General features: G+C 64.8%; 23 protein-coding genes. 7 read left to right on the top strand and 16 right to left on the bottom strand.

Features of this window, described 5'->3' with window-relative positions:
• Positions 1-4: 4 nt before the first annotated feature.
• The 6 genes from BEP01S_RS09750 to BEP01S_RS09775 are packed head-to-tail and all read right to left on the bottom strand — an operon-like array spanning position 5 to position 5,736.
• The gene (locus BEP01S_RS09750) at positions 5-1,267 is read right to left on the bottom strand and encodes a SufS family cysteine desulfurase (protein ID WP_062242609.1); all 1,263 of its coding nucleotides are present in this window, start codon (positions 1,265-1,267) and stop codon (positions 5-7) included.
• Complete coding sequence (gene sufC, locus BEP01S_RS09755; RefSeq protein WP_062242612.1) at positions 1,267-2,025, bottom strand: Fe-S cluster assembly ATPase SufC; 759 nt, start codon at positions 2,023-2,025, stop codon at positions 1,267-1,269. Before sufC ends, BEP01S_RS09750 begins: the two co-directional genes overlap by 1 nt.
• 27 nt (positions 2,026-2,052) lie before the next feature.
• Complete coding sequence (locus BEP01S_RS09760; RefSeq protein WP_082819354.1) at positions 2,053-2,376, bottom strand: non-heme iron oxygenase ferredoxin subunit; 324 nt, start codon at positions 2,374-2,376, stop codon at positions 2,053-2,055.
• A complete protein-coding gene (sufD, locus tag BEP01S_RS09765) occupies positions 2,373-3,548 on the bottom strand; it encodes a Fe-S cluster assembly protein SufD (protein ID WP_062242618.1) in 1,176 nt (391 codons plus the stop codon). Before sufD ends, BEP01S_RS09760 begins: the two co-directional genes overlap by 4 nt.
• Positions 3,549-3,589: 41 nt before the next feature.
• Positions 3,590-5,020, bottom strand: coding sequence for a Fe-S cluster assembly protein SufB (gene sufB, locus BEP01S_RS09770; RefSeq protein ID WP_062242621.1), 1,431 nt, complete (start codon positions 5,018-5,020; stop codon positions 3,590-3,592).
• Positions 5,017-5,736: a helix-turn-helix transcriptional regulator gene (locus tag BEP01S_RS09775; RefSeq protein WP_062242624.1), complete on the bottom strand. Its 720-nt coding sequence runs from the start codon at positions 5,734-5,736 to the stop codon at positions 5,017-5,019. Before BEP01S_RS09775 ends, sufB begins: the two co-directional genes overlap by 4 nt.
• 137 nt (positions 5,737-5,873) lie before the next feature.
• Between BEP01S_RS09775 and BEP01S_RS09780 the strand changes: the two genes are divergently transcribed.
• From BEP01S_RS09780 to BEP01S_RS09795, 4 genes are read left to right on the top strand one after another with little or no spacing between them, the layout of a single operon-like run.
• Positions 5,874-6,791 (top strand): ABC transporter ATP-binding protein, encoded by a 918-nt coding sequence (locus tag BEP01S_RS09780; RefSeq protein WP_062242627.1) that lies wholly within the window; start codon positions 5,874-5,876, stop codon positions 6,789-6,791.
• Complete coding sequence (locus tag BEP01S_RS09785) at positions 6,788-7,519, top strand: ABC transporter permease (protein WP_062242630.1); 732 nt, start codon at positions 6,788-6,790, stop codon at positions 7,517-7,519. The genes BEP01S_RS09780 and BEP01S_RS09785 overlap by 4 nt, the downstream gene beginning before the upstream one ends.
• 8 nt (positions 7,520-7,527) lie before the next feature.
• Positions 7,528-8,430 carry a COX15/CtaA family protein gene (locus BEP01S_RS09790; protein WP_062242634.1) on the top strand — a complete coding sequence of 301 codons (903 nt, stop codon included), beginning with the start codon at positions 7,528-7,530 and terminating at the stop codon, positions 8,428-8,430.
• The gene (locus tag BEP01S_RS09795; protein WP_062242637.1) at positions 8,393-8,857 is read left to right on the top strand and encodes a VOC family protein; all 465 of its coding nucleotides are present in this window, start codon (positions 8,393-8,395) and stop codon (positions 8,855-8,857) included. The genes BEP01S_RS09790 and BEP01S_RS09795 overlap by 38 nt, the downstream gene beginning before the upstream one ends.
• Positions 8,858-8,954: 97 nt before the next feature.
• On the opposite strand, the gene BEP01S_RS09800 is transcribed toward BEP01S_RS09795, so the two are convergent.
• On the bottom strand, positions 8,955-9,941 hold the full coding sequence (locus tag BEP01S_RS09800; RefSeq protein WP_082819355.1) for a heme o synthase: 987 nt from the start codon (positions 9,939-9,941) through the stop codon (positions 8,955-8,957).
• Between the two features lie 10 nt (positions 9,942-9,951).
• Complete coding sequence (locus BEP01S_RS09805; protein WP_062242640.1) at positions 9,952-10,509, bottom strand: hypothetical protein; 558 nt, start codon at positions 10,507-10,509, stop codon at positions 9,952-9,954.
• A gap of 224 nt (positions 10,510-10,733) precedes the next feature.
• On the opposite strand from BEP01S_RS09805, the gene tkt reads away from it, so the two are divergent.
• The 3 genes from tkt to BEP01S_RS09820 are packed head-to-tail and all read left to right on the top strand — an operon-like array spanning position 10,734 to position 15,543.
• On the top strand, positions 10,734-12,815 hold the full coding sequence (gene tkt, locus BEP01S_RS09810; RefSeq protein WP_062242643.1) for a transketolase: 2,082 nt from the start codon (positions 10,734-10,736) through the stop codon (positions 12,813-12,815).
• Entirely contained in the window at positions 12,812-13,915 is a 1,104-nt protein-coding gene (gene tal / locus BEP01S_RS09815) for a transaldolase (protein ID WP_062242645.1), read from the top strand. Before tkt ends, tal begins: the two co-directional genes overlap by 4 nt.
• A complete protein-coding gene (locus tag BEP01S_RS09820) occupies positions 13,912-15,543 on the top strand; it encodes a phosphoglucose isomerase-related protein (RefSeq protein WP_062242648.1) in 1,632 nt (543 codons plus the stop codon). The genes tal and BEP01S_RS09820 overlap by 4 nt, the downstream gene beginning before the upstream one ends.
• Before the next feature lie 141 nt (positions 15,544-15,684).
• On the opposite strand, the gene secG is transcribed toward BEP01S_RS09820, so the two are convergent.
• The 8 genes from secG to uvrC all read right to left on the bottom strand — a co-directional run bounded on the left by secG (position 15,685) and on the right by uvrC (position 23,851).
• The gene (gene secG, locus BEP01S_RS09825; protein ID WP_039207498.1) at positions 15,685-15,930 is read right to left on the bottom strand and encodes a preprotein translocase subunit SecG; all 246 of its coding nucleotides are present in this window, start codon (positions 15,928-15,930) and stop codon (positions 15,685-15,687) included.
• A gap of 55 nt (positions 15,931-15,985) precedes the next feature.
• Positions 15,986-16,771, bottom strand: coding sequence for a triose-phosphate isomerase (gene tpiA / locus BEP01S_RS09830; protein ID WP_039207497.1), 786 nt, complete (start codon positions 16,769-16,771; stop codon positions 15,986-15,988).
• Positions 16,772-16,785: 14 nt separating this feature from the next.
• Positions 16,786-18,003, bottom strand: coding sequence for a phosphoglycerate kinase (locus BEP01S_RS09835; RefSeq protein WP_062242652.1), 1,218 nt, complete (start codon positions 18,001-18,003; stop codon positions 16,786-16,788).
• Positions 18,000-19,001: a type I glyceraldehyde-3-phosphate dehydrogenase gene (gap, locus tag BEP01S_RS09840; protein WP_039207495.1), complete on the bottom strand. Its 1,002-nt coding sequence runs from the start codon at positions 18,999-19,001 to the stop codon at positions 18,000-18,002. The genes BEP01S_RS09835 and gap overlap by 4 nt, the downstream gene beginning before the upstream one ends.
• Positions 19,002-19,010: 9 nt before the next feature.
• A complete protein-coding gene (whiA, locus tag BEP01S_RS09845; RefSeq protein WP_039207494.1) occupies positions 19,011-19,994 on the bottom strand; it encodes a DNA-binding protein WhiA in 984 nt (327 codons plus the stop codon).
• 25 nt (positions 19,995-20,019) lie between these two features.
• On the bottom strand, positions 20,020-21,015 hold the full coding sequence (locus tag BEP01S_RS09850; protein WP_039207493.1) for a gluconeogenesis factor YvcK family protein: 996 nt from the start codon (positions 21,013-21,015) through the stop codon (positions 20,020-20,022).
• A 1-nt stretch (position 21,016) separates the two neighbouring features.
• Positions 21,017-21,907 carry an RNase adapter RapZ gene (gene rapZ / locus BEP01S_RS09855; protein ID WP_198587499.1) on the bottom strand — a complete coding sequence of 297 codons (891 nt, stop codon included), beginning with the start codon at positions 21,905-21,907 and terminating at the stop codon, positions 21,017-21,019.
• An 84-nt stretch (positions 21,908-21,991) separates the two neighbouring features.
• Complete coding sequence (gene uvrC / locus BEP01S_RS09860; protein ID WP_062242654.1) at positions 21,992-23,851, bottom strand: excinuclease ABC subunit UvrC; 1,860 nt, start codon at positions 23,849-23,851, stop codon at positions 21,992-21,994.
• Between the last annotated feature and the right edge of the window lies 1 nt (position 23,852).

Genomic DNA, 23,852 nt, shown 5'->3' on the forward strand with positions numbered 1-23,852 from the left:
CGGCTCACTCCCCCTCTCCTGCGACTCCGAAGAAGGGCCGCACTTCCGCCAGAGCCGTCAGGAAGCGTGTGCAGTCTTCGACGTTGTTGTACAGGTACGTACTCGCCCGCGTCGAGGCGGTGACCCCGAAGCGACGGTGCAGCGGCTGAGCGCAGTGGTGACCCACCCGCACGGCGATCCCCTGGGAGTCGAGATACTGTCCGACATCGTGGGCGTGTACGCCGTCGACGTCGAATGCCACGGTCCCGATCCGGTCCGCGGCATCACCGAGAACGCGGATCCCGGGGATGTCAGCGATCCCGTCGAGGAGGACTCGGGCGAGTTCCTTCTCATGTTCGAACACATTGTCCAGCCCCACCTCGGCGAGGTAGCCGATCGCGGTCGCGAAGGCCGCCACCTCGGCGACCGGCTGAGTGCCGGCCTCGAAGCGCTGCGGTGCGGGCATGAACTCTGTCTCCTCCATGGTCACTGTGGTGATCATGGATCCGCCGGTGAGCACCGGCGGCAGAGCGTCGAGCAGTTCGGACTTGCCCCACAGTGCGCCCAAACCGGTGGGTCCGAGCGCCTTATGAGCGGAGAATGCCGCGAAGTCGACGTCGAGGTCGACGAAGTCCACGGGCATATGCGGGACGGACTGGCAGGCGTCGAGGACGACATACGCCCCGACGGCGCGAGCCTGTTCGACGAGGCGGTCGACCGGGTTGATCGTGCCGAGGACGTTGGAGACGTGCGTGAATGCGAGCACCTTCGTCGTCTCGTCGACGATCGTGTCGAGGTCGGTCAGATCGAGCTCACCGGAAGCGGTGACCGGCAGCCAGCGCAGCTGCGCTCCTGTGGAGGCGGCCAGCTGCTGCCACGGCACGAGATTCGCGTGGTGCTCCATCTCGGTGACGACGATCGAGTCACCGGGGACGAGGGCGAAGCGCTCTGCTTCCTCTCCCCCGAAGCCGTGGCTGGCCCGATCCATGCCGAGGGCGACGATGTTGAGCGCCTCGGTGGCGTTCTTCGTCCAGCACACCTGTTCCGGTGTGCCGCCGACCAATCCGGCAGCGGCGATCCGACCGTTCTCGAACGCGTCCGTGGCTTCGACGGCCAGGGAGTGTGCGCCCCGGTGGACGGCGGCGTTGCGCTGGCCGAAGTACTCGACGAACGTGTCGATGACGCACTGCGGCTTCTGCGACGTCGCGCCGGAGTCCAGATACGACAGCGGCGACTCCCCGACCCTCACATCGAGGATCGGGAAGTCGCCCCGCAGACGTGAGAACATCAGACGCCGGCGGTGAAGAAGCGGTCGTAGCCTTCGTTCTCGAGGCGTTCGGCCAGTTCCGGTCCGCCTTCCTCGGCTACCTTGCCCTTGATGATCACGTGGACGTGATCGGGCTTGATGTAGTTGAGGATGCGCGTGTAGTGGGTGATGAGCATGACGCCGACGTCGGTGGCGTCCTTGACGCGGTTGACGCCTTCGGACACGATGCGCAGGGCATCGACGTCGAGGCCGGAGTCGGTCTCGTCGAGGACGGCGAACTTCGGCTTGAGCATCTCGAGCTGGAGGATCTCGTGACGCTTCTTCTCACCACCGGAGAAGCCTTCGTTGACGTTGCGCGAAGCGAACACGGGATCCACGCGCAGGTTCTCCATGGCCTGCTTGAGGTCCTTCGTCCAGTTGCGCAGCTTCGGAGCCTCACCGTCGATCGCGGTCTTGGCCGAACGGAGGAAGTTCGTCACGGTCACGCCGGGGACCTCGACGGGGTACTGCATGGCTAGGAACAGACCGGCCTTGGCGCGCTCGTCGACGGACATGGCGAGGACGTCTTCACCGTCGAGGGTGACCGAGCCCGAGGTCACGATGTACTTCGGGTGACCGGCCAGAGCGTAGGCCAGGGTCGACTTGCCGGAGCCGTTTGGCCCCATGATGGCATGGGTCTCGTTCGAGTTGAGCTCGAGGTTGATGCCGTTGAGGATGGGCTTGAGCCCCTGATCGGTGTTGACACCGACGTGGAGGTCTTCGATCTTGAGAGTGGACATAATGATCCTTCTTCGTTGGTCGTGAGGTCAGTTGAGAATGGTGTTCGGATCGACGAGGATGCGCCCGGCGATCTCTTTGCAGTCATAGACGGCGACGGGCTCGAACGCCGGCGGGTTCACCGGTTTGCCCGTGTTGAGATCGAACTGGGAGCCGTGCAGCCAGCACTCGATAGTGCAGTCTTCGACATCGCCTTCGGCCAGCGAGACCTCACCGTGGGTGCACAGGTCGTCGATGGCGTGGATGGTGCCGTCGGAATCGCGAGCGATGCAGATCTCGAACTCGCCGATCTCGATGCGCATGGTTCCCCCGGGCCCCACCTCGTCGGTGGCGGCCACGTCGATCATGGTCACAGAACGCTCCGCGACAGCTCTTCCTCGATGCGCTCATTGAGCACGTCTTCGATCTCGGGCACCTGGATCTTCTGGATGACTTCGTTGAAGAATCCGCGGACCACGAGCTGACGGGCGACTTCCTCGGGGATGCCGCGGGACATGAGGTAGAACAGGTGCTCCTCATCGAAGCGTCCGGTCGACGAAGCGTGTCCGGCTCCGGCGATGTCTCCGGTCTCGATCTCGAGGTTCGGCACGGAGTCCGCGCGGGCCCCATCGCTGAGGATGAGGTTGCGGTTGAGCTCGTAGGTGTCGATGTCGAGTGCCTCGGGACGGATGAGCACATCGCCGATCCACACGCTGCGTGCGTCCTTGCCCTGGAGGGCGCCCTTGTAGTGGACGTTCGAGGTCGCCTTCGGCGAGTTGTGGTCGATGTACGTGCGGTGCTCGAGGTGCTGTCCTGCATCGGCGAAGTAGAGTCCGAGCAGTTCGGCCTCTCCGCCGGGTGCGGAGTAGCGCACGTTCGTGTTCAGGCGCACGATGTCGCCGCCGAGGGTGACGTGGATGTGCTTGAACTTCGCATCCTTGCCCACGATCGCATCGTGCTGGCCCATGTGCTGGGCACCGTCGTCCCACAGCTGCAGGGACACGAACGTGACGTCCGCGCCGTCGCCGACGACGAGGGAGACGAGCTCGGAGTAGCGGCTCAGTCCTTCGTGCTCGACGACGATGGTCGCCTTCGCGTTGGCTCCGACGGAGACGACGATGTGACCGTGGGTCATCTGGTCGCCCTGACCGTCGGCGTGGATGATCGCGGCCCGATCGAGCTCCGTGTCAGCCGGCACCGAGTAGTGCGTGACGACGGGTGCGCGGTTGGCTGCGACGACGGAGGGGCGGTCCTCGGGTTCGAGGATGCCGAGCTCCTGGGCGGCTTCGAGCGAGATCTCCTCGACCGACAGGCCGGCCGGCAGATCTGCGTCGATGCGCAGACGAGCGTCAGTGGCCTCATCGGCGAAGAAGTCGCTGAGCTTGCGGACCGGCGAGAAGCGCCATTCCTCTTCGCGGCCGTTCGGGACCGGGAAGTCCGCGGGGGTGAAGCTGCGGGTGCGATCGTCGCGCTTCGAGGCGGGGACGTGGATGTCGCCGCCGTGCGAGTGCTCCGAGACTCCGAGTGGGTTGGTGGTATCTGTCACAAAAACTCCTTAACAGGCAGGTCGGTGGTGGAAGCTGAGGATCAGCCCACTGCACCTTCCATCTGCAGTTCGATGAGGCGGTTGAGCTCGAGTGCGTATTCCATCGGCAGCTCACGTGCGATCGGCTCCACGAAGCCGCGCACGATCATCGCCATCGCTTCGGTCTCCTCCATGCCGCGGGACATGAGGTAGAAGAGCTGATCCTCACTGACCTTCGACACGGTCGCCTCGTGACCGAGGGTGACATCGTCTTCGCGGATGTCGATGTAGGGGTACGTGTCCGAACGGGAGACGTTGTCGACGAGCAGAGCATCGCAGAGCACGTTGTTCGACGAGCCTTCGGCACCGGGGTACACGTGGACGAGTCCGCGGTAGCCGGCGCGGCCGCCGCTGCGGGCAACGGACTTCGACACGATCGACGAATGTGTGTTGGGCGCGGCGTGGACCATCTTCGCACCGGTGTCCTGGTGCTGTCCCTCACCGGCGAAGGCCACGGCCAGGGTCTCACCGCGAGCGTGCTCGCCGGTCATCCACACACCGGGGTACTTCATGGTCACCTTCGAGCCGATGTTGCCGTCGACCCATTCCATCTGTGCGCCTTCTTCGGCGATCGCGCGCTGCGTGACGAGGTTGTAGACGTTCGTCGACCAGTTCTGGATCGTCGTGTAGCGGACGTGTGCGTCCTTCTTCACGATGATCTCGACGACCGCCGAGTGCAGGGAGTCCGTGTTGTAGATCGGAGCCGTGCAGCCTTCGACGTAGTGGACGTAGGAGCCCTCGTCGGCGATGATCAGCGTGCGCTCGAACTGGCCCATGTTCTCCGTGTTGATGCGGAAGTAGGCCTGCAGGGGGATCTCGACGTGGACGCCCTTGGGGACGTAGATGAAGGATCCGCCCGACCAGACGGCGGTGTTGAGTGCGGCGAACTTGTTGTCACCGGACGGAATCACCGTGCCGAAGTACTCTTCGAACAGCTCCGGGTACTCCTTGAGACCGGTATCGGTGTCGAGGAAGATGACGCCCTGGGCTTCGAGCTCTTCGTTGATCTTGTGGTAGACGACCTCGGACTCGTACTGCGCGGCGACGCCGGCGACGAGGCGCTGCTTTTCGGCCTCCGGGATGCCCAGACGGTCGTAGGTATTGCGGATGTCCTCGGGCAGGTCTTCCCAGGTCTGAGCCTGACCCTCGGTCGAGCGCACGAAGTACTTGATGTCGTCGAACGGCAGCGTCGACAGATCGGCGCCCCAGTGCGGCAGCGGCTTCTTGTCGTAGAGACGCAGAGCCTTGAGCCGACGCTTGAGCATCCACTCCGGTTCGTCCTTGAGCTTCGAGATGTTGCGGACGACGTCTTCGGACAGGCCGCGCTCGGCGGTCAGTCCCTTATCGTCTTCGTCGCGCCAACCGTATGCGTACTGTCCGAGGTCTTTGAGCTCGGGATTCGCATCGATGATCCGATTGCCTGTGTCAGTCATCGTGAACCTCCTTGAGGTCGATCATTGCTGTGGATGAGTGGTCTGGTCAGTTCCGAAGTCGGAATGTGGGTGGTGCACACGTGGTCGCCCTGTGCCAGCGAGGACAGCCGACGTACGTCGACGCCGAGGTAGTCGGAGAACATCGCGAGTTCTGCTTCGCAGATCTCCGGGTACTCCGCTGCCACGGCTTGGATCGGGCAGTGTCCCTGGCACAGCTGCATCGCCTCCAAGGGGGTCCCGGCCGCGACCGGTGTCGCCGAGGCGGCGTACCCTTCCCGTGTGAGTGCAGCGGCGAGTGCGCGTGAGCGTGACGCCACGGTGGTGCCGCCCCGCTTGTCGAGTTCCGGTCCGAGTCGGTCCCGCAGTCGGCCCACGAGGTCCTCTGTGAAGTCCTCCACCGCCGACTTGCCGTGCTTGTCCTCCATATAGCGCAGGATGTTCACGGCCAACTCGTCATAGGAATGACTGACCGAATCGTGTCCGGCCGTCGTGACCACATAGTGCCGGGCCGGTCGGCCCCTGCCCGCCTGTTTGCCGGCGAGTTCACGGACCTCGATGAGGTCCTCGCTCTCCAGCGCGTCCAGGTGACGACGGATCGCCGCGGGAGTCAGCTCGAGGGCTTTGGCCAAAGACGAAGCAGTGATCGGTCCTTCGTCGAGCACCGACTGGAAGACCTTCTGCCGGGTTCGGCGATCTTCCGTGTCGTTTGCAGCCATAATCCACCTCCTTGACTAACACAACAATATTGTTGCGTAATTTGTTTCGTAAAACTAGGTGAGCCTAACCACCACTGGATTCCGCCCCCGCCACCTGCGGTTTCGACACTGGATTCGACGCGTCGTAGAATAGCCGGGTGTCATCTCCGGCCCTGACCATTCGCGGTCTCCAATACTCCTACGGCACCCACCGTGTCGTCGACGGAATCGACCTCACGGCCGAGACCGGTTCCGTCCTCGGCGTCCTCGGACCCAATGGTGCAGGCAAATCCACGACCATCTCCTTAGCCGTCGGCACCCGCAGCCCCGATGCGGGCACGGTGGAGATCTTCGGACATGATCCCGTCACCGATCACGCCACGACATCGCAGCTGGCCGGGGTCATGCTCCAGGACGGCGGACTGCCGATGAGCTCGAAGCCGCTGCAGGTGCTGCGCCACCTGTCCTCCCTCTACGAGAATCCCCTGCCGGTCGACGAGCTCGCCGAGCCCTTGGGACTCCACGACTTCGCCGGACGCACGATGCGCAGACTCTCCGGCGGACAGAAGCAGCGGGTTGCACTGGCCGCTGCCCTCATCGGCCGACCACGTCTCGTCTTCCTCGATGAGCCCTGCGCCGGTCTCGACCCGCAGGCCCGCGAGGTCGTCCACAGCTTCATCCGCGAACTCGCCGACCGCGGGGTCGCGGTCGTCCTCACCACCCACGATCTCGCCGAGGCCGAGGAGCTCTCCGACGAGGTCGTCGTCATCGATCGCGGACGGATCATCGCCCAAGGAGCACCCGAGGATCTGCGCAGCGCCTCCGCCGGATCAAGGTCGCTGACGATCCGACTCGACTCCCCCGTCCCCGCCGATCTCAGCGATCGGCTCGCCAAGCTCGGCCCCGCCTCGGCGCAGGGCTCACTGATCACCATCGACGGCGCACCGACTTCGGAGCAGATCGCGGCCGCGTGCACGGCCATCGCCGAGGCGGGACTCCAGATCACGGACATCGGCATGCAGAGACAGTCCCTGTCCGATGTGTTCTTCGAACTGACAGGGAGGCCGCTGCGATGATTTTCAAACGGATCATCTCCCAGACGAAGTTCGAGACCCTGTCCGTTCTGCGCAACGGCGAACAGCTGCTGCTCTCAGTCATCTTCCCGCTGGGCCTGCTCGTCTTCCTCGCGAAGACTCCCCTGCTCACCGGCCTCGGCGTCATCGACGCCGGTGCCGATCCGATGTCCATCGCCGTCCCCGGTGCACTGTGCCTGAGCCTCGCCTCCAGCGCATTCACAGGTCAGGCCATCGCGACCGCCTTCGACCGCCGCTACGGAGTGCTCCGGCAGCTGGCGACGACCCCGCTGGGCACGAACGGGCTCATCCTCGGCAAGCTCGGCGCCGTCATCGTCGTCGTCATCATCCAATACGCCCTCGTCTTCGCCGTGGCCGCGGCCCTCGGCTTCCGCGGACCCGTCGATGCTCTCGGACTGATCCTGGCCACACTGCTGGGCACCGCCTCACTGCTGTCGCTGGGACTGCTCATGGCCGGAACCGTCCGCGCCGAGGCGACCCTGGCGGCCACGAACCTCATCTGGGTGCTCATGGCCGGCGTCGGTGGCCTCATCATCGCGCATCCGGGAGAATGGGGAACAGTTGTGGGCTACCTGCCTTCCGGTGCACTCGGCGACGCCATGCGATCCGCCATCGGAGACGGCGGCACAGACATCAAGGCAATCATCGTGCTCCTGGTATGGGGGCTTGTGGGAACGCTTGCGGCACGCAGGTGGTTCCGTTTCGAATGAGGAGTGAAGTGGTCACGAAGAAGATCCGCATCGCCGCTTGGGCCATGCTCATCGCCCAGGCCGGGATCATCCTGAGCGGCGGAATCGTCCGGCTAACCGGCTCTGGCCTGGGATGTTCGGACTGGCCGAAGTGCACTCCCGATTCCCTCGTGGCCACCCGTGAGATGGGAATCCACAGCTACATCGAATTCGGCAACCGTCTGCTGGCCGTGGCGCTGGCGATCCTCGGCGTGTGCATCGCACTCATGCTGTGGAAGCACCGGAAGAAGCGCCCGGATCTCTTCTGGCTCAACATCGGACTGCTCGCCATCGTTCCCGTCCAGGCCGTCGTCGGCGGAATCACCGTGTGGACGAAGCTCAACCCCTGGGTCGTCGCCGGACACTTCGTCCCCTCGGCCGTCGCCGTCGGCGTCGCCGCCTACTTCGTCCGCCGCACCTATGACACAGGCATCCGACTCAACGCCAAGGCCGCGTCGCCGCTGCCGACTCTGGGATGGATCATCCTCGGCCTCACCGCGATCATCGTCATCTTCGGCGTGCTCACCACCGGGGCCGGCCCCCACTCGGGTTCGACGATGTCGACCCGCAACAACCTCGACAACATCTGGGTCACCCGCCTCCATGCCGCACCGGTATGGCTGCTCGTCATCGCCACGATCTCCGCCCTCGTCGTCGCTCGGAAGAAGGCACAGACGGCGATGGTCGCACCGTTGACCGTGCTCCTCTGCGTCGAGATCGCCCAGGGAATCATCGGCTACGTCCAGTACTTCCTCGGCGTTCCCGAACTGCTCGTGGCCTTACACATGGTCGGGCTGTCGGCTACGATTGCGGCAAGCGTTGCCGTCCTCGACAGCGCATACCCGAGGAGCACCGATGCCAGTTCCGATCGTTCCCTGTCTGTGGTTTCCTGACTGCGCCGAGGAGGCCATGGAGTTCTACTGCTCCGTCTTCCCTGATTCGGCCATCCTCTCCATCGAACGCTATCCCGACGAATCCCTCGACGAACACTTCGCGGGGATGAGCGGGAAGGTCCTCACCGGCCGGTTCGTCCTCGACGGCACACCTTTCATCTGCCTCGACGGCGGACCGGCGTTCACATTCAACGAAGCGATCTCTCTGACGGTCGAATGCGCGGACCAGGCCGAGATCGACCACTATTGGTCCAATCTGTCGGCTTCACCCGAGCACGAACAGTGCGGCTGGCTCAAAGATCGCTTCGGAGTCAGCTGGCAGATCGTTCCCGCGAACCTCGGCGAGCTGATGACCGGTCCGGCACAGACTCAGGCTCTCATGCGGATGAAGAAGATCATCATCGACGACCTCGTCAACGCCGGCTGACGCCCAGTCTCGTCATCTCGACTGCACAACTCTGCACAACGTTCGAGGCCCGCCCCCCATAGATGGGGACGGGCCTCGATTGATCAGCGTGTGGGTCTCACCAGATCCCGGGGATCAGGGTGGGCACGAACGGGTCGATGGCCACTGCCAGGAAGAGCAGCGACAGGTAGGTGATCGAACCGTGGAAGACCTTCATCGCCTTGAGCGAGGTGCCGTCCTTGCCCTGCTTGGCACGGGAGACCAGCGAGTAGCACGACCACAGGAACCAGGCTCCGGCGCCCACGGCCACGATCGTGTAGACCGGGCCCATCGGCGCGACGGGAATGAGTGCGAGCGAGCATGCGATCATCGCCCACGTGTAGAGGATCATCTGTCGGCCGACGGACGTCGGCGGAACCTTCGACGGCAGCATGGGCACTTCGGCTGCGTCGTAGTCGGCCTTGTACTTGATCGCCAGCGGCCAGTAGTGCGGCGGGGTCCAGAAGAAGACGACGAGGAAGAGCAGCACGGGCTCCCAGGCGACTCCCCCGGTCACGGCCGACCAGCCGATGAGCACGGGCATGCAGCCAGCTGCGCCGCCCCAGACGATGTTCTGTGAAGTGCGGCGCTTGAGGACGAGAGTGTAGAAGACGGCGTAGAGCAGGATCGCAGAGGCGGTGAGCCCTGCCGTGACCCAGTTCGTGAATCCGCCGAGCCAGAAGATCGAACCGATGCCCAGCACGAAGGCGAAGATCAGCGCAGAGCGGGGGCTGATCTCACCGGTGACGAGGGGACGGTCCTTCGTCCGCTCCATCTTCGCGTCGATATCGCGGTCGACATAGCAGTTGAACACCGAGGCAGAGGCCGCCGCGGCGGCTCCGCCGATGAGGGTGTTGATGACGAGCCAGATGTTCGGCAGTCCGTGAGCGGCCAAGAACATGACGGGCGCGGTCGTGACGAGGAGCAGCTCGATGACGCGCGGTTTGGTCAGTGCGATATAGGCACTGATGATCGAACGCGGTCGGGTGGAGAGGCTCTGCTCGTCGATGGCCCTCTGCAGAGGTCGTTCACTCTGCTCTTCCCGGTTCTGACGAAGTTTGCTCACGCCTTAGATTCTACCTGCTGTCGAAGTTTTTGCCAGTCGCGCGAAGGCGAGTCGAATCACTGACGATCCGGACGAGGAAGGCCACCGCGGCACACACGGGAGCAAGCACGACGACCTGCACGATGAGCACTGAGACGAAGCTCAGAGAAGCGGATCGCGGGTCCGTGCCGAGCAGGTTGACGTCGACGCAGAGTCCGATGATGCCGGCGATGACGGAATAGACCAAAGCGGTCGTCCACACCAGCCCGCCGCGGCGCGCATTGAGCATCACTGTCAGTCCAGCGGCGAAGGGAACGAGCAGAAGCAGAGTACCGAGCGTCCAGAGACCGAGTTCGCCAAGATCGACGCTGCCGCGCAGCGGCTGCCCGATCGCCGATGACACAGCGACGGTCGCCGCGGCGAAGAACACGGGACAGGCCGCACCGATCCGCGAGATCCGACGACGAATCCCTCTGGTCTGTTCGGCCACCTCGGCGAGGTCCGGCCTTCTGCCGGCCATCCATTCAGGTCGCCGCTCTCCGCTGTCTGCGACGGCGGCATCGATCACCGGATCAGCACCTTTGCTCACCCTGTCACCCTTCCTGTCAATGACGTTCTCTTCTCGGTCTTCTGGACTCACAGCAGTTGTTGAATCTCGAACCAAAGCTGTGTGCGAGACCACACTCTACCCGTCGGTAGCCTAAATGTCTCGCACCGCGTTTCTGCAGCGCGTGAACGGGGGCGGCGCTTCCGGCATCCGACGGGTAGAGTTTGAATGCACGCTCTCAGACGAACGAAGGATCGCTCGACGACATGACAACTCTGTCCTGGACTGAACTCGACAATCGCGCAGTCGACACTGCCCGCCTCCTCGCCGCGGATGCGGTGCAGAAGACAGGGAACGGGCACCCGGGAACGGCCATGAGCCTGGCCCCCATCGCCCACTACCTGTATCAGCACGGACTCACACACGACCCGGCCGACCCGACTTGGGTCGGCCGTGATCGTTTCGTCCTCTCCTGCGGACACAGTTCACTCACCCAGTACGTCCAGCTCTACCTGGCCGGGTTCGGACTCGAACTCGACGACCTCAAGGCGCTGCGCACATGGGGTTCGCTGACACCGGGTCACCCGGAGGTCGGACACACTGCCGGCGTAGAGATCACCACGGGCCCGCTCGGCTCCGGACTCGCCTCGGCCGTGGGCATGGCCATGGCCTCTCGCCGCGAACGTGGACTGTTCGACCCCGAGGCGGCCCCCGGCACCTCGCCCTTCGATCACTCGATCGTCGTGCTCGCCTCCGACGGCGACCTCGAAGAGGGCGTGTCCGGTGAGGCCTCCTCGCTGGCCGGCACGCAAGAACTGTCGAATCTGCTGGTGATCTGGGACGACAACAAGATCTCCATCGAAGACGACACCGCGATCGCCTTCGGTGAGGACACTGCCGCGCGCTACGCCGCCTACGGCTGGCACGTCCAGCACGTCGACTTCACCGCCGGCGATGACTACCACGAGGACATCGAAGCCTTCCACGCCGCTGTCGAGGCCGCTCGCGCGGATTCACGTCCCTCGTTCATCCGCCTGTCCACGATCATCGCGTGGCCGGCCCCGAACGCGCAGAACACCGGAGGGTCCCATGGTGCGGCCCTCGGTGACGACGAGATCCGGGCGACCAAGGAGGTCCTCGGCTTCGATCCCGAGGCGACCTTCGCCGTCGACGACGAGGTCCTCGCCCACACCCGCCAGGCCCTCGACCGCGGTCGTGCCGCTCATCTCGAATGGGACAAGTCCTTCGCCGAATGGCGCAGCGCCAACCCTGAGAACGCGGCGCTCTTCGACCGTCTGGCCAAGCGCGAGCTGCCCGCCGGACTCGATGAGGCCTTCCCGGTCTTCGAAGCCAGCGAAAAGGGCATCGCCACTCGTGCGGCCTCCGGTCAGGTGCTCAACGCGATCGCCGAGACCATGCCCGAGCTCTGGGGCGGTTCCGCCGACCTCGCGGGTTCGAACAACACCCTGATCAAGGGTGAGCCGAGCTTCCTGCCCGCACACCGGTCCACCGGCGCCTTCTCCGGCCATGAGTTCGGACGCAACATCCACTTCGGCGTCCGCGAGTTCTCCGCCGGTCTCGTCGGCAACGGCATCGCCCTCCACGGCGGAACCCGCCCGTACAACGGCACGTTCCTCGTCTTCAGCGACTACCAGCGTCCTGCCGTGCGTCTGGCCGCCCTCCAGCAGCTGCCGAACCTGTTCGTGTGGACCCACGATTCGATCGGCCTCGGCGAGGACGGACCGACGCACCAGCCGATCGAGCACCTCTCCGCTCTGCGTGCCATCCCCGGCCTCGACGTCGTCCGTCCGGCCGACGCGAACGAGACCGCTGTCGCGTGGCGGAAGATCCTCGACCGCACGGACGGACCCAGCGGACTCGTGCTGACCCGCCAGGCCGTGCCGGTCCTCGACCGTGAGAAGTACGCCCCCGCCTCCGAGGCGGCACGCGGCGGCTATGTGCTCACCGACACCGGCGACCAGCCCGAGGTGGCCATCATCGCCAGCGGTTCCGAGGTCGCCATCGCCCTCGAGGCTGCCGAAGCTCTGCAGGCATCGGGCACCTCTGCACGCGTCATCTCCATGCCGTGCCAGGAATGGTTCGACGCACAGCCGGAGGACTACCGTGCCACTGTGCTGCCACGCTCGCTCAAGGCCCGCGTGAGCATCGAAGCCGCCTCGGCGATGAGCTGGCACAAGTACCTCGGCGATGCCGGTCGTGCCGTGTCCATCGAGCACTTCGGTGCGTCCGCAGACTACCAGACCCTGTACGAGAAGTTCGGCATCACGGCCTCGGCCGTCGTCGACGCAGCCAAGGAATCCATCAACGCAGCAAAGGCGGAAGCATGAGTGAACGTCTCCAGCAGCTCAGTGCGGCCGGAGTCTCGATCTGGCTCGACGACCTCTCCCGCACCCGACTCGAATCCGGGGATCTCGCCCGACTCATCGAGGAATCCTCCGTCACGGGTGTGACGACGAATCCGACGATCTTCGCGAACGCGATCTCAGCAGCCGACGACTACGATTCGGCGATCGCCGAGCTCGGTACCTCCGGCGCCGATGTGGATTCGGCAATCGAGGCCCTGACCACTGCGGATGTCGCCGAGGCGGCCCGCCTGTTCCGTCCGGTCTTCGACTCCACGGAGGGTGAAGACGGTCGCGTGTCGATCGAGGTCGCTCCCCCGCTGGCTCATGATGCCGAAGGGACCGTCGCCTCGGCGAAGGCCCTGTGGGAACGCGTGGGCGAACCCAATGCGATGATCAAGATCCCCGCCACCGAGGAGGGACTCCGTGCGATCTCCGAGACGATCGCAGCCGGGATCAGCGTCAACGTCACCCTCGTGTTCTCCCTGACCCGATACCGTCACGTCGTCGAAGCCTTCCTCCAGGGTCTGGAGAAGGCCCGCGCCGCCGGTCACGACCTCTCGACGATCCGGTCGGTCGCCTCGGTGTTCGTCTCCCGTGTGGATTCCGAGATCGATTCCCGTCTCGACGCCATCGACGATCCCAAGGCCGCGGAGCTCAAGGGCAAGGCGGGCATCGCGAACTGCGTGCTCGCCCACGAGATCCACTCGCAGCTGTTCACCTCCGAACGCTTCCGAGTCCTCGAACTCGCCGGAGCCCGTCCGCAGCGTCTGCTGTGGGCTTCGACCGGAGTGAAGAATCCCGACTATGCCGACACCATGTACGTCACCGGCCTCGTCGCTCCGAACACCGTGAACACGATGCCCGAACCCACCATGGAGGCCTTTGCCGACCATGGTGAGGTCACCGGCCAGATCACGTCCGAGCACTACCGTGCCGCCGACGAGGTCTTCGATGCCCTGGCACGTTTGGGCATCGACTACGCCGACGTCATGACCGTGCTCGAAAAGCAGGGACTGGAGAAGTTCGACGTCAGCTGGACCGAACTCCAGGAAACGATCCGTACGGCTCTGGACCGCTCATGAAGCTCTCACTCTCCGTTCCGGTCGAAGAGGAATTCGATGCCGAGGCCGCGCGTCTCATCGACGCGCGCCTGGCCTCCCGTCTGAGCGAGAAGGATGCCGAACTGTTCGACGGCGCCGCGGATGCCGCGGACCGGATGGGCTGGGTGGATCTTCCGCAACAGGCCGCAGAGCTGCTCGATGAGATCGAGTCCCTGCGGGCACGGCTGCAGGAGCAGGGTCTGCGCACGATCAGCCTGGCCGGGATGGGCGGATCCTCGCTCGCTCCCGAGGTGATGGCCCAGACAGCCGACGTCCGCCTCGAGATCGTCGATTCGACGGATCCGAATCAGGTCGCCGAAGCCATCGGCACCGACCTCGAACATACGGTCCTCATCATCGCGTCGAAGTCCGGAACCACTGTCGAGACGGATTCGATCCGTCGCAGCTTCGCTGCGGCTTTCGAAGAGATCGACATCGATCCGGCCTCCCGCATGATCGCGATCACCGATCCGGGGACGGAACTCGAGACCTTGGCCGCCGATCAGGGCTTCCTTGCGACCTTCCTCGCCGATCCCACGGTCGGCGGTCGCTTCAGTGCCCTGTCGGCCTTCGGACTCGTTCCTGCGGGACTCGCCGGTGCCGATGTGCGCGGAATCGTCGCAGAAGCCGCTGAGGCCGCCGCGGACCTGTCCATCGACAATCTGGACAATCCGGCGCTGCGGTTCGGCGCTTGGCTGAGTATCGCTCACGCCAGGACGACGGAGAAGCTCGTCCTCGCCGAAACCTCTCCGCAGCTGGATGGACTCGGTGCCTGGGTCGAGCAGCTCGTCGCCGAATCACTCGGCAAGGACGGGCAGGGCATCCTTCCCGTCGTCGTCGACTCCCCCGCCGATATCGGGTTCTCAGATGCACGAGCTGACGCGCTGCTGTGTCTGCTCGGTCCCTCGGCAGAGGACGCGGAATTGGGCGCGCCGTCCGGTTTCGAAGCCACGATCACCGGTGAGCTGGGTGAGCTGTTCCTGTTCTGGGAATTCGCCACGGCCATCGCCGGATACGGCATCGGGGTCAATCCCTTCGACCAGCCCGATGTGGAAGCGGCGAAGGCTCAGGCGAGGCACCTGCTGGACGGACCGGACTCCGGTACGTCCGAACAGGCACGGTTCCGAGAGGGAAACATCGACGTCCTCGAGGTCGTCGACGAAGCCACCGACCTCGTCAGTGCTCTGCAGGAGCTCTTCTCCCAAGTCGACGAATACGGGTATGTCGGGATCCAGGCCTACCTCGATCGCATCGCCGATGCCGAGGCGGAAGGGCTGCGTCCGCTCGTGTCCACTCACGCCGGAGTGCAGACGACCTTCGGCTTCGGCCCCCGTTATCTGCACTCGACCGGTCAGTATCACAAGGGCGGTCACCCGAACGGGGTCTTCCTCCAGATCACCGGTGAGGCTCGCACGGACCTGTCGGTGCCGGGACGCGACTTCGGCTTCGCTCAGCTTCAGCGTGCTCAAGCCGCCGGCGATGCGGCAGTGCTGATCGAGAAGGGTCGACCCGTACTGCGTCTGCATCTGCTCGATCGTGCCCGTGGGCTCGAGCAGCTGCGGGAGGCGGTCGGGTCGATCAGTCCCCATCACCACTATGGCCACGACTGACGCGCCGAAACGGCGACTGGCCTGACGAAGCGCACAGAGAAGGACCCCGACCGATTCGGTCGGGGTCCTTCTCTTCTGTCCACCTGGCGGTCGCCTCGGTGGCGGTGTCTCACGCTCTGGGCATCAGACGATCTTGGTGTCTCAGGAGTTGAACCGGGTGAGGATGCCCAGCAGGATGATGCAGGCACCCCAGACGATCGCCATCAGCGTCGTGAAGCGGTTGAGGTTGCGCTCGGCGACGCCCGAGGATCCCAGCGACGAGGACATTCCGCCGCCGAACATGTCGGACATGCCACCGCCCTTGCCCTTGTGCATGAGGATCAGCAGGGTGAGGAAGATGCTCGTGAGCACGAGCAGCGCGATGAGAATGATGTTCAGGATTTCCACGTCGGATTCAACCTATGTTTCGTCGAGTGTTTCGTCGAATGATGCGTCTGTCAGTCTACTTCGCGACCGCGGCCTTGCACAAAGCGGCGAAGTCCGGGCCGCTCAGGCTCGCGCCTCCCACCAGTGCACCGTCGACATCGTCGGAGGCGACGATCTCGGCCACATTGTCGGCCTTGACCGATCCGCCGTAGAGGATGCGGGTGGTCTGGGCCAGGCTGTCGCCGTACTTCTCTTCGATGCGTGCCCGGATGGCCGAAGCCATCTCCGCGGCGTCGGCGGCCGTGGCGGTCTCACCGGTGCCGATCGCCCACACGGGTTCGTAGGCGATGACGAGGCCCGAGAGATCAGCGGCGTCGAATCCGGCCAGGGATTCGTCGAGCTGTCCGAGAGTGAACTCGACGTGGCTCTTCTCCTGCCGCTGTTCCAGGGACTCCCCCACGCAGAGGATCGGGGTGAGTTCGGCCGAGAGCGCGGCTTTGATCTTCGCGGCCACAACCTCGTTGGTCTCATGGTTGTCCGCACGGCGTTCGCTGTGGCCGATGACCACGAAGCTGCAGCCGAGACGGGAGAGGAACGATGCGGCGATCTCTCCGGTATGCGCTCCTGGAGCGTGCTGGGAGACATCCTGGGCACCGTACTTCAGCCACAGTTTGTCGCCTTGGACGAGTGTCTGCACCGACCGGATGTCGGTGAATGGCGGGATGACGACGACTTCGCAGTGACTAACGTCGAGTTTGGCGTCCTCGAGTGCCCACGCGAGTTTCTGGACGGCGGAGATCGCCTCGAGGTGGTCGTGGTTCATCTTCCAGTTGCCTGCCAGCAGCAGGGTGCGATCGCTCATAGTGTCAGTCTTCCTCATCCGAGTGCGTCGAGTCCGGGCAGCGTCTTGCCTTCGAGGTATTCGAGGCTGGCACCGCCGCCGGTTGAGATATGGCCGAAGGCGTCATCGGCGAAGCCGAGGCTGCGCACGGCGGCCGCGGAATCGCCGCCGCCGACAACGGTCAGTCGCTGTCCTTCGCCGTTGCCGTCGTCGGTCAGTGCCTGGGCGACGGCTTTGGTGCCGGCAGCGAAGGCCGGGAATTCGAAGACGCCCATCGGTCCGTTCCAGAACACGGTCGTCGAGCCTGCGATGATCTCGGCATATGCGCTGGCCGACTCGGGCCCGATGTCGAGGCCGAGTCCGTCTGCTCCTGCCGGGGTGTCCTCGAGTTCGGCGACGGGCCGGACCCAGTTCTCGGCGTCGGCCGCGAAGGAGGCGGCCATGACGATGTCCGTGGGCAGGACGATGCGTGCTCCACCTGCTTCGGCGCGTTCGAGGTAGCCCTTGACGTCGTCGATGCGGTCCTTCTCGACCAGGCTCGATCCGATGTCGTGTCCGAGTGCGGCGAGGAAGGTGAAGACCATTCCGCCGCCGATGAGCAGATTGTCGGCACGGTCGATGAGGTTGTCGATGACGCCGAGTTTGTCCGAGACCTTCGAACCGCCGAGGACGACGGTGAACGGGCGTGCCGGGTCGTTGAGCAGCCTGTCGCTGACTTCGACTTCTGCGCGGACGAGCGACCCGGCATAGTGCGGGAGGAGTCCGGCGATGTCATAGACCGAGGCCTGCTTGCGGTGGACGACGCCGAATCCGTCGGAGACGAAGTCGTCGGCCAGCGCGGCCAGCTGGGAGGCGAATTCCTGACGCTGCGCGTCGTCCTTCGCGGTCTCTCCGGCATTGAAGCGCAGGTTTTCCAGCAGCAGCACGTCACCGTCGGACAGGGCTGCGGCCTTCGTCTTCGCATCGTCACCGACGGTGTCGGCGGCGAAGGCGACCGGACGGCCGATGGCGTCGGCGAGTTCGGGGACGATCGGGACCAGTGAGAACTGCGGATCCGGTTCTCCCTTGGGACGGCCCAGGTGCGACATCACGATGACCTTGGCCCCCGCCTCGGCGAGGGACCTGATGGTTCCGGCCGAGGCCAGGATGCGGCCGCGGTCGGTGATGGTGCCGTCGTCCATCGGCACGTTGAGATCGCTGCGGACGAGCACCGTGTGGCCGGCGAAGATGCCCGCATCGTCGAATGTCCTCATGAGTCCCTTTCGCTGAGAATATAGCTGACCATGTCTTTGAGTCGGTTCGTGTAGCCCCACTCGTTGTCGTACCAGGCCACGACCTTGATCTGGTCTCCCAGCACCATCGTGAGCTTGGAATCCACGATCGCCGAGGCGGTCGTGCCGACGATGTCACTGGAGACGAGTTCGTCGGTGGAGAAATCGAGGTAGGGTGATTCGTCCGCCGCGGAGGCGAGGATCGCGTTGACTTCGTCGCGGTCGGCGCTCTTGGCCGTGGTGAAGGTGAAGTCGATGATCGATCCGGCGGGCACGGGCACGCGAACGGCCAGACCGTCGAGCTTGCCCTCGAGGTGGGGCATGACCCGGCCGACCGTGCGTGCGGCTCCGGTTGTGGTGGGCACGATGTTGACGGCCGCGGCGCGGGCGCGGCGCAGGTCCCGGTGAGGTCCGTCGACGAGCATCTGATCACCGGTGTAGGCGTGGACGGTGTTGAGCAGTCCGGTTTCGACGCCGAGGGCGTCGTCGAGGGCCTTGACCACGGTGGCCATGCAGTTCGTCGTGCATGAGGCATTCGAGACGACGGAGTGCTTGGCCGAATCGAAGATGTCTTCGTTCACGCCCATGACGAGGGTCGCGTCGACGTCCTTTCCGGGGGCGGAGAGCACGACGGTCTTCACGGTGCCGCCGAGGTGTGCCTCGGCCTGGTCCTGGCGAGTGAAGCGTCCGGTGGATTCGACGACGAGTTCGACATTGTGCGAACTCCAGTCGATGGCGGACGGGTCGGCTTGGCTGGTGACTGCGATCTCTCGTCCGTCGACGATGATCGCCTCGTCGGCGGCGTCGACGTCATGGTCGAAGCGCGGCCACACGGAGTCGTGGGAGAGCAGATGGGCCAGGGTCGTCGTATCGGTGAGATCGTTGATGGCCACGACCTCGAAATCGGTATCGGGTTCGAGGGACAGACGGAACAGGGCACGACCGATTCGGCCGAAGCCGTTGATGGCGATTCGTCTCATGCCTCGATCTTAGCGATCTTCGAGCATTTCCGGGGTGAGACTGGCTTCGGTGCCGGGAATTCCCAGTTCTTCCGCATGCTTGTCCGCTGTGGACAGCAGCCTGCGGATCCGTCCGGCCACCGCGTCCTTCGTCATCGGCGGGTCGGCGAGCTGGCCGAGTTCCTCGAGGGAGGCCTGCTTGTGGGTGACGCGCAGCTGACCGGCATAGCGGAGGTGTTCGGGGACCTCGTCGCCGAGGATCTCCAGTGCCCGTTCGACGCGGGCACCGGCGGCCACAGCGGCACGTGCTGAGCGGCGCAGGTTCGCATCGTCGAAGTTCGCCAGTCGGTTCGCGGTCGCTCGGACTTCCCGGCGCATCCGCCGTTCCTCCCAGACCAGTACGGCGCTGTGGGAGCCCATACGGGTGAGCAGTGCGGCGATATCGTCTCCGTCGCGGATGACGACACGGTCGACTCCGCGGACTTCGCGGGCTTTCGCACTTAGTCCGAGTCGGCGGGCGGCACCGACGAGGGCAAGGGCCGCCTCGGGGCCGGGGCAGGTGACCTCGAGGGCCGAGGAGCGTCCCGGTTCCGTCAGGGAACCGTGGGCGAGGAAGGCTCCGCGCCAAGCGGCCTCGGCATCGGCGACGGAGCCGTTGACGATGGCCGAGGGCAGTCCGCGTACGGGGCGGCCGCGGTTGTCGACGAGTCCGGTCTGACGGGCCAGGGCTCCCCCGTCACGGGTGACGCGCAGAAGGTAGCGGTTGGAACGGCGGATCCCGGCGGCGTTGATGACGACGATGTCGGCATGCTGACCGTAGAGGTCCTTGATCTCCGCGCGCAGTCGTTTGGCGGCCTGGGCGGTGTCGAGTTCGGCTTCGAGGACGATCGAGCCGTTGACGAGGTGGAGGGCGGAGGAGAAGCGGAAGATCGAGGACACCTCGGCCTTGCGCGCGGAGGTGCGGGTGATCTTCACTCGCGCCAACTCATCCTTGACCTGAGCGGTCAGTGCCATAGCTCGTCCTCCTGCACCTGAATTGCTACCACTGCTCGGCGACGCCGATCCCGGCGTCCAACAACATGTCACGGTAGCATGCCGCCAGTTTGAGGCTGTCATGCTGTCCCTGTCTGCGTGAGCGCAGGGGGCGCTCCCAGAGTTTCGCCCCGAACATGTCTTCGGCCCGCTGCGGCAGGTCGGGTTCGAGGTCCGTGGCCGCCTCGTCGACGAGGACATAGTCCAAGGTCAGTGAGCGGGCATGACGGTGCAGGGAGACGAGGTGTTCGCCGAGGCTCAGATCCTTCGTCTCACCGTCGGTGGAGCTGAGGTTGAGCGTGAGGGATTTCACCGCCTTCGAGGCCACGATGGCTTCCGCCAGCGAGGGCACGAGGAGGTGCGGCATCACCGAGGTGTACCAGGAGCCGGGGCCGAGGTTGAGGACATCGGCTTCCTCCACGGCTTCGATCGTCTCGTACCGGGCCGGCGGGGCCGCCGGATCGAGGCGCACGGTTTCGACGTGCCCGATGGTCGAGGCGAGCACGGACTGACCGCGCACGACCTGGAACGAGCCGGGGAACTTCACATCGGCTTCGATCGTCAGCGGCACCGAGGACATCGGCAGCACACGACCGTGGGCGCGGAGCAGTCGGGCCATCCAGTCGAGGCCGGCCACATGGTCGCCGTGGATCTGCCAGAGTGCGGCGATGAGCAGGTTGCCCACCGCATGGCCGTGCAGCTCCCCTGTGGATTCGAAACGGTGCTGGATGACGTCGCGCCAGGTCTGGCCCCAGGTGCCGTCGTCGCAGAGCGCGGCCAGAGCCATCCGCAGATCGCCGGGAGGCAGTCCGCCCAGTTCGTCGCGCAGACGTCCGGAGGAGCCTCCGTCGTCGGCGACGGTGACGACGGCTGTGAGGTCTTCGGTGAGCAGACGGAACGCCCTCAGCGCCGCGTAGAGTCCGTGGCCGCCACCGAAGGAGACGATGTTGGGTCCATCGTTCTGTGCGCCCGTGGTGATGACGGGCAGGTCTTCGGTCTCCATGTCATTCTCTTCCCAGATCGCGGTGGCGCACGGTCACGGGAATGCCGGTCTGGGCTGAGAGCAGCCGTCCGACTCGTTCGCTGATCGCTACGGAACGGTGTTTGCCGCCGGTGCAGCCGATGCCGATCATCGCGTAGCCGCGTCCCTCGTGCAGGTAGCCCTCGGCCACTGTGGACAGGGTTGCGGCATAGCGATCGATGAATTCCTCGGCGCCGTTCTGCTCGAGGACGTACTCCGCGACATCGGAATCGAGTCCGTTGTGTCCGCGCAGGTGGGGAATCCAGTACGGGTTCGGCAGGAAGCGGACGTCGGCGATGTGGTCGGCGTCCTTCGGCAGTCCGTATTTGAATCCGAAGCTCATCACCGTCAGCCGCAGCGGTGGTGTGTCGTCGTCGCTGAAGCGCTTGCGCACCTCTGCGGAGAGCTGGTGCACGTTGAGGTCGGAGGTGTCGACGATGATGTCGGCACGGTGCTTCAGCGACTCGAGTTCGACGCGTTCGGCTTCGATGCCTTCGAGCAGGGTCCCCTCCCCCTGCAGAGGATGGGGTCGCCTCGTCGATTCGAAGCGGCGGACGAGGACTTCGTCGGAGGCGTCGAGGAAGACGATGCGCAGAGACAGACCCTGATCGACGAAATCGCTGATCGTCGCCTGCAGCTCGGCGTACTTCGTTCTGCCCTTGGCGTCGATGACGACTGCGATCTTCGGCAGGGCGCCGTCGGCGCGGGCGACGAGTTCGACGAGCGGACGCATCATCTGCGGCGGCAGATTGTCGACGACGTACCAGTCCATGTCTTCGAGCACGTTGGCCACGGTGGTGCGGCCCGCTCCGGACATGCCGGCGACGAGCACTACCTCGATGGGGTGGTCGGATCCGTTCGATTCGGCCTGCATGCTCACACGTCCTCCTCTGATGGTGCCCGTTCGGTCGGTGGGCACTGTGTCTCTCGGCTCTACTCTAGGGCAGAATTGCAGTGCTCAGTCGGCCAGAGCCGCGATGATCTTCGCTGCGAGTGAGGGACCGATTCCCTTGACCTCGCAGATCTCCTCTGCGGTGGCCGCGCGGACCTTCTTCACGGACCCGAAATGGCGCAGCAGAGCGGTGCGCTTCGATTCTCCAAGGCCCGGAATATTGTCGAGGACGGAGCTCGTCATCGCCTTCGCACGTTTGGACCGGTGGTAGGTGATGGCGAAGCGGTGGGCCTCGTCGCGCAGTCGCTGCATGAGGAAGAGCCCTTCGGAGTTGCGCGGGAGGATCACGGGGAACGGGTCGTTCGGAACCCAGATCTCTTCGAGGCGTTTGGCCAGACCGACGACGGAGATGTCGATGATTCCGAGATCGTTCAGTGCCCGCGTGGCGGCGGCGACCTGCGGGCCTGCGCCGTCGACGACGAGGAGGCTGGGCCGGTAGCCGAAGCGCTCATCGGGTTCCTCGGAGGTCATCTGCTCGAGGTAGCGGCTGAAACGACGGGAGACGACGTCGTACATCGAAGCCGTATCGTCGGCCGCGGCTTCACCGTGGATGGCGAAGTGTCGGTAATCGCGCTTCTTCGCCATTCCGTCTTCGAACACGACGAGAGAAGCGACGACGTTCGATCCCTGGGTGTGGGAGATGTCGATGCATTCGATGCGAAGCGGGGCTTCCGGCAGATCGAGATGCTCCTGGATCTCCTTGAGAGCCTGGCTGCGGGTCGTCAGGTCGGAGGAGCGTTTGAGTTTGTGCTGGATGAGCGCTTCCTTCGCGTTCTTCGCAACGGTCTCGAGAGCCGCCTTCTTCTCGCCGCGCTCGGGCACGCGCACGGTCACCCGGGAGCCGCGCTGCTCGCTCAGCCAAGCCTCCAGGGAGTCCAGGTCCGCCGGCAGGGTGTCGACGAGGATCTCCTTCGGGATGGCGTCGGCGTCGAGTCCGGAGTATGCCTGTCGCAGGTAATCCGTGGTCAGTTCCGCGGGTGTGTGATCATCGGAGCGTTCGATGATCCAGCCGCGCTGGCCGCGGATGCGGCCCTGGCGGACATGGAAGACCTGGACGGAGGCTTCGAGCTCTTCGGTGACGAGGGCGAAGATATCGCAGTCGGCACTGACGGAGAGAACCACGGCAGACTTGTCGAGAACCTTCTGCAGGGCAGAGATCTCGTCGCGCAGACCGGCCGCTCGTTCGTAGTCGAGTTCGGCTGCCGCGTTGGCCATCTCCTTCTGACGGTGGCTGATGAAGCGACCGGTGTTGCCTGACATGAAGTCGGAGATGCTGCGAGCCAGGTCTCTGTGATCGTCTTTGCTGATCTGGCCCACGCAGGGAGCGGCGCATTTGTCGATATAGCCCAGCAGGCAGGGCCTGCCGCTGCGTTCTGCCCGTCGATACACCCCGGAGGTGCAGGTGCGCATCGGGAAGGCCTTGAGCAGCAGGTCGAGGGTGTCCTTGATCGCCCACACCTGAGCGAAGGGACCGAAGTACTTCACTCCCTTGCGTCGCTTTCCGCGGGTGATGAAGGCACGCGGTACCTCGTCGTTCATCGTGATCGCAAGGTACGGGTAGGACTTGTCGTCGCGGAACATGACGTTGAACCGCGGGTTGAACTCGTTGATCCACGTCCATTCGAGCTGCAGAGCTTCGACCTCGGTGTCGACGACGGTCCATTCCACCGAATTCGCGGTGTGGACCATCGTCGAAGTGCGAGGATGCAGCTGTGCAGGGTTGGCGAAGTACGAGTTGAGTCGGTTGCGGAGGTTCTTCGCCTTTCCGACATAGATCACCCGTCGGTCGGGGTCACGGAACTTGTAGACCCCGGCCGAGGTGGGGATCGACCCGGTGGCCGGACGGTAGGTGGATGGTTCAGGCATT

Source organism: Brevibacterium epidermidis NBRC 14811 (assembly GCF_001570805.1).
GTDB classification, from domain to species: domain Bacteria; phylum Actinomycetota; class Actinomycetes; order Actinomycetales; family Brevibacteriaceae; genus Brevibacterium; species Brevibacterium epidermidis.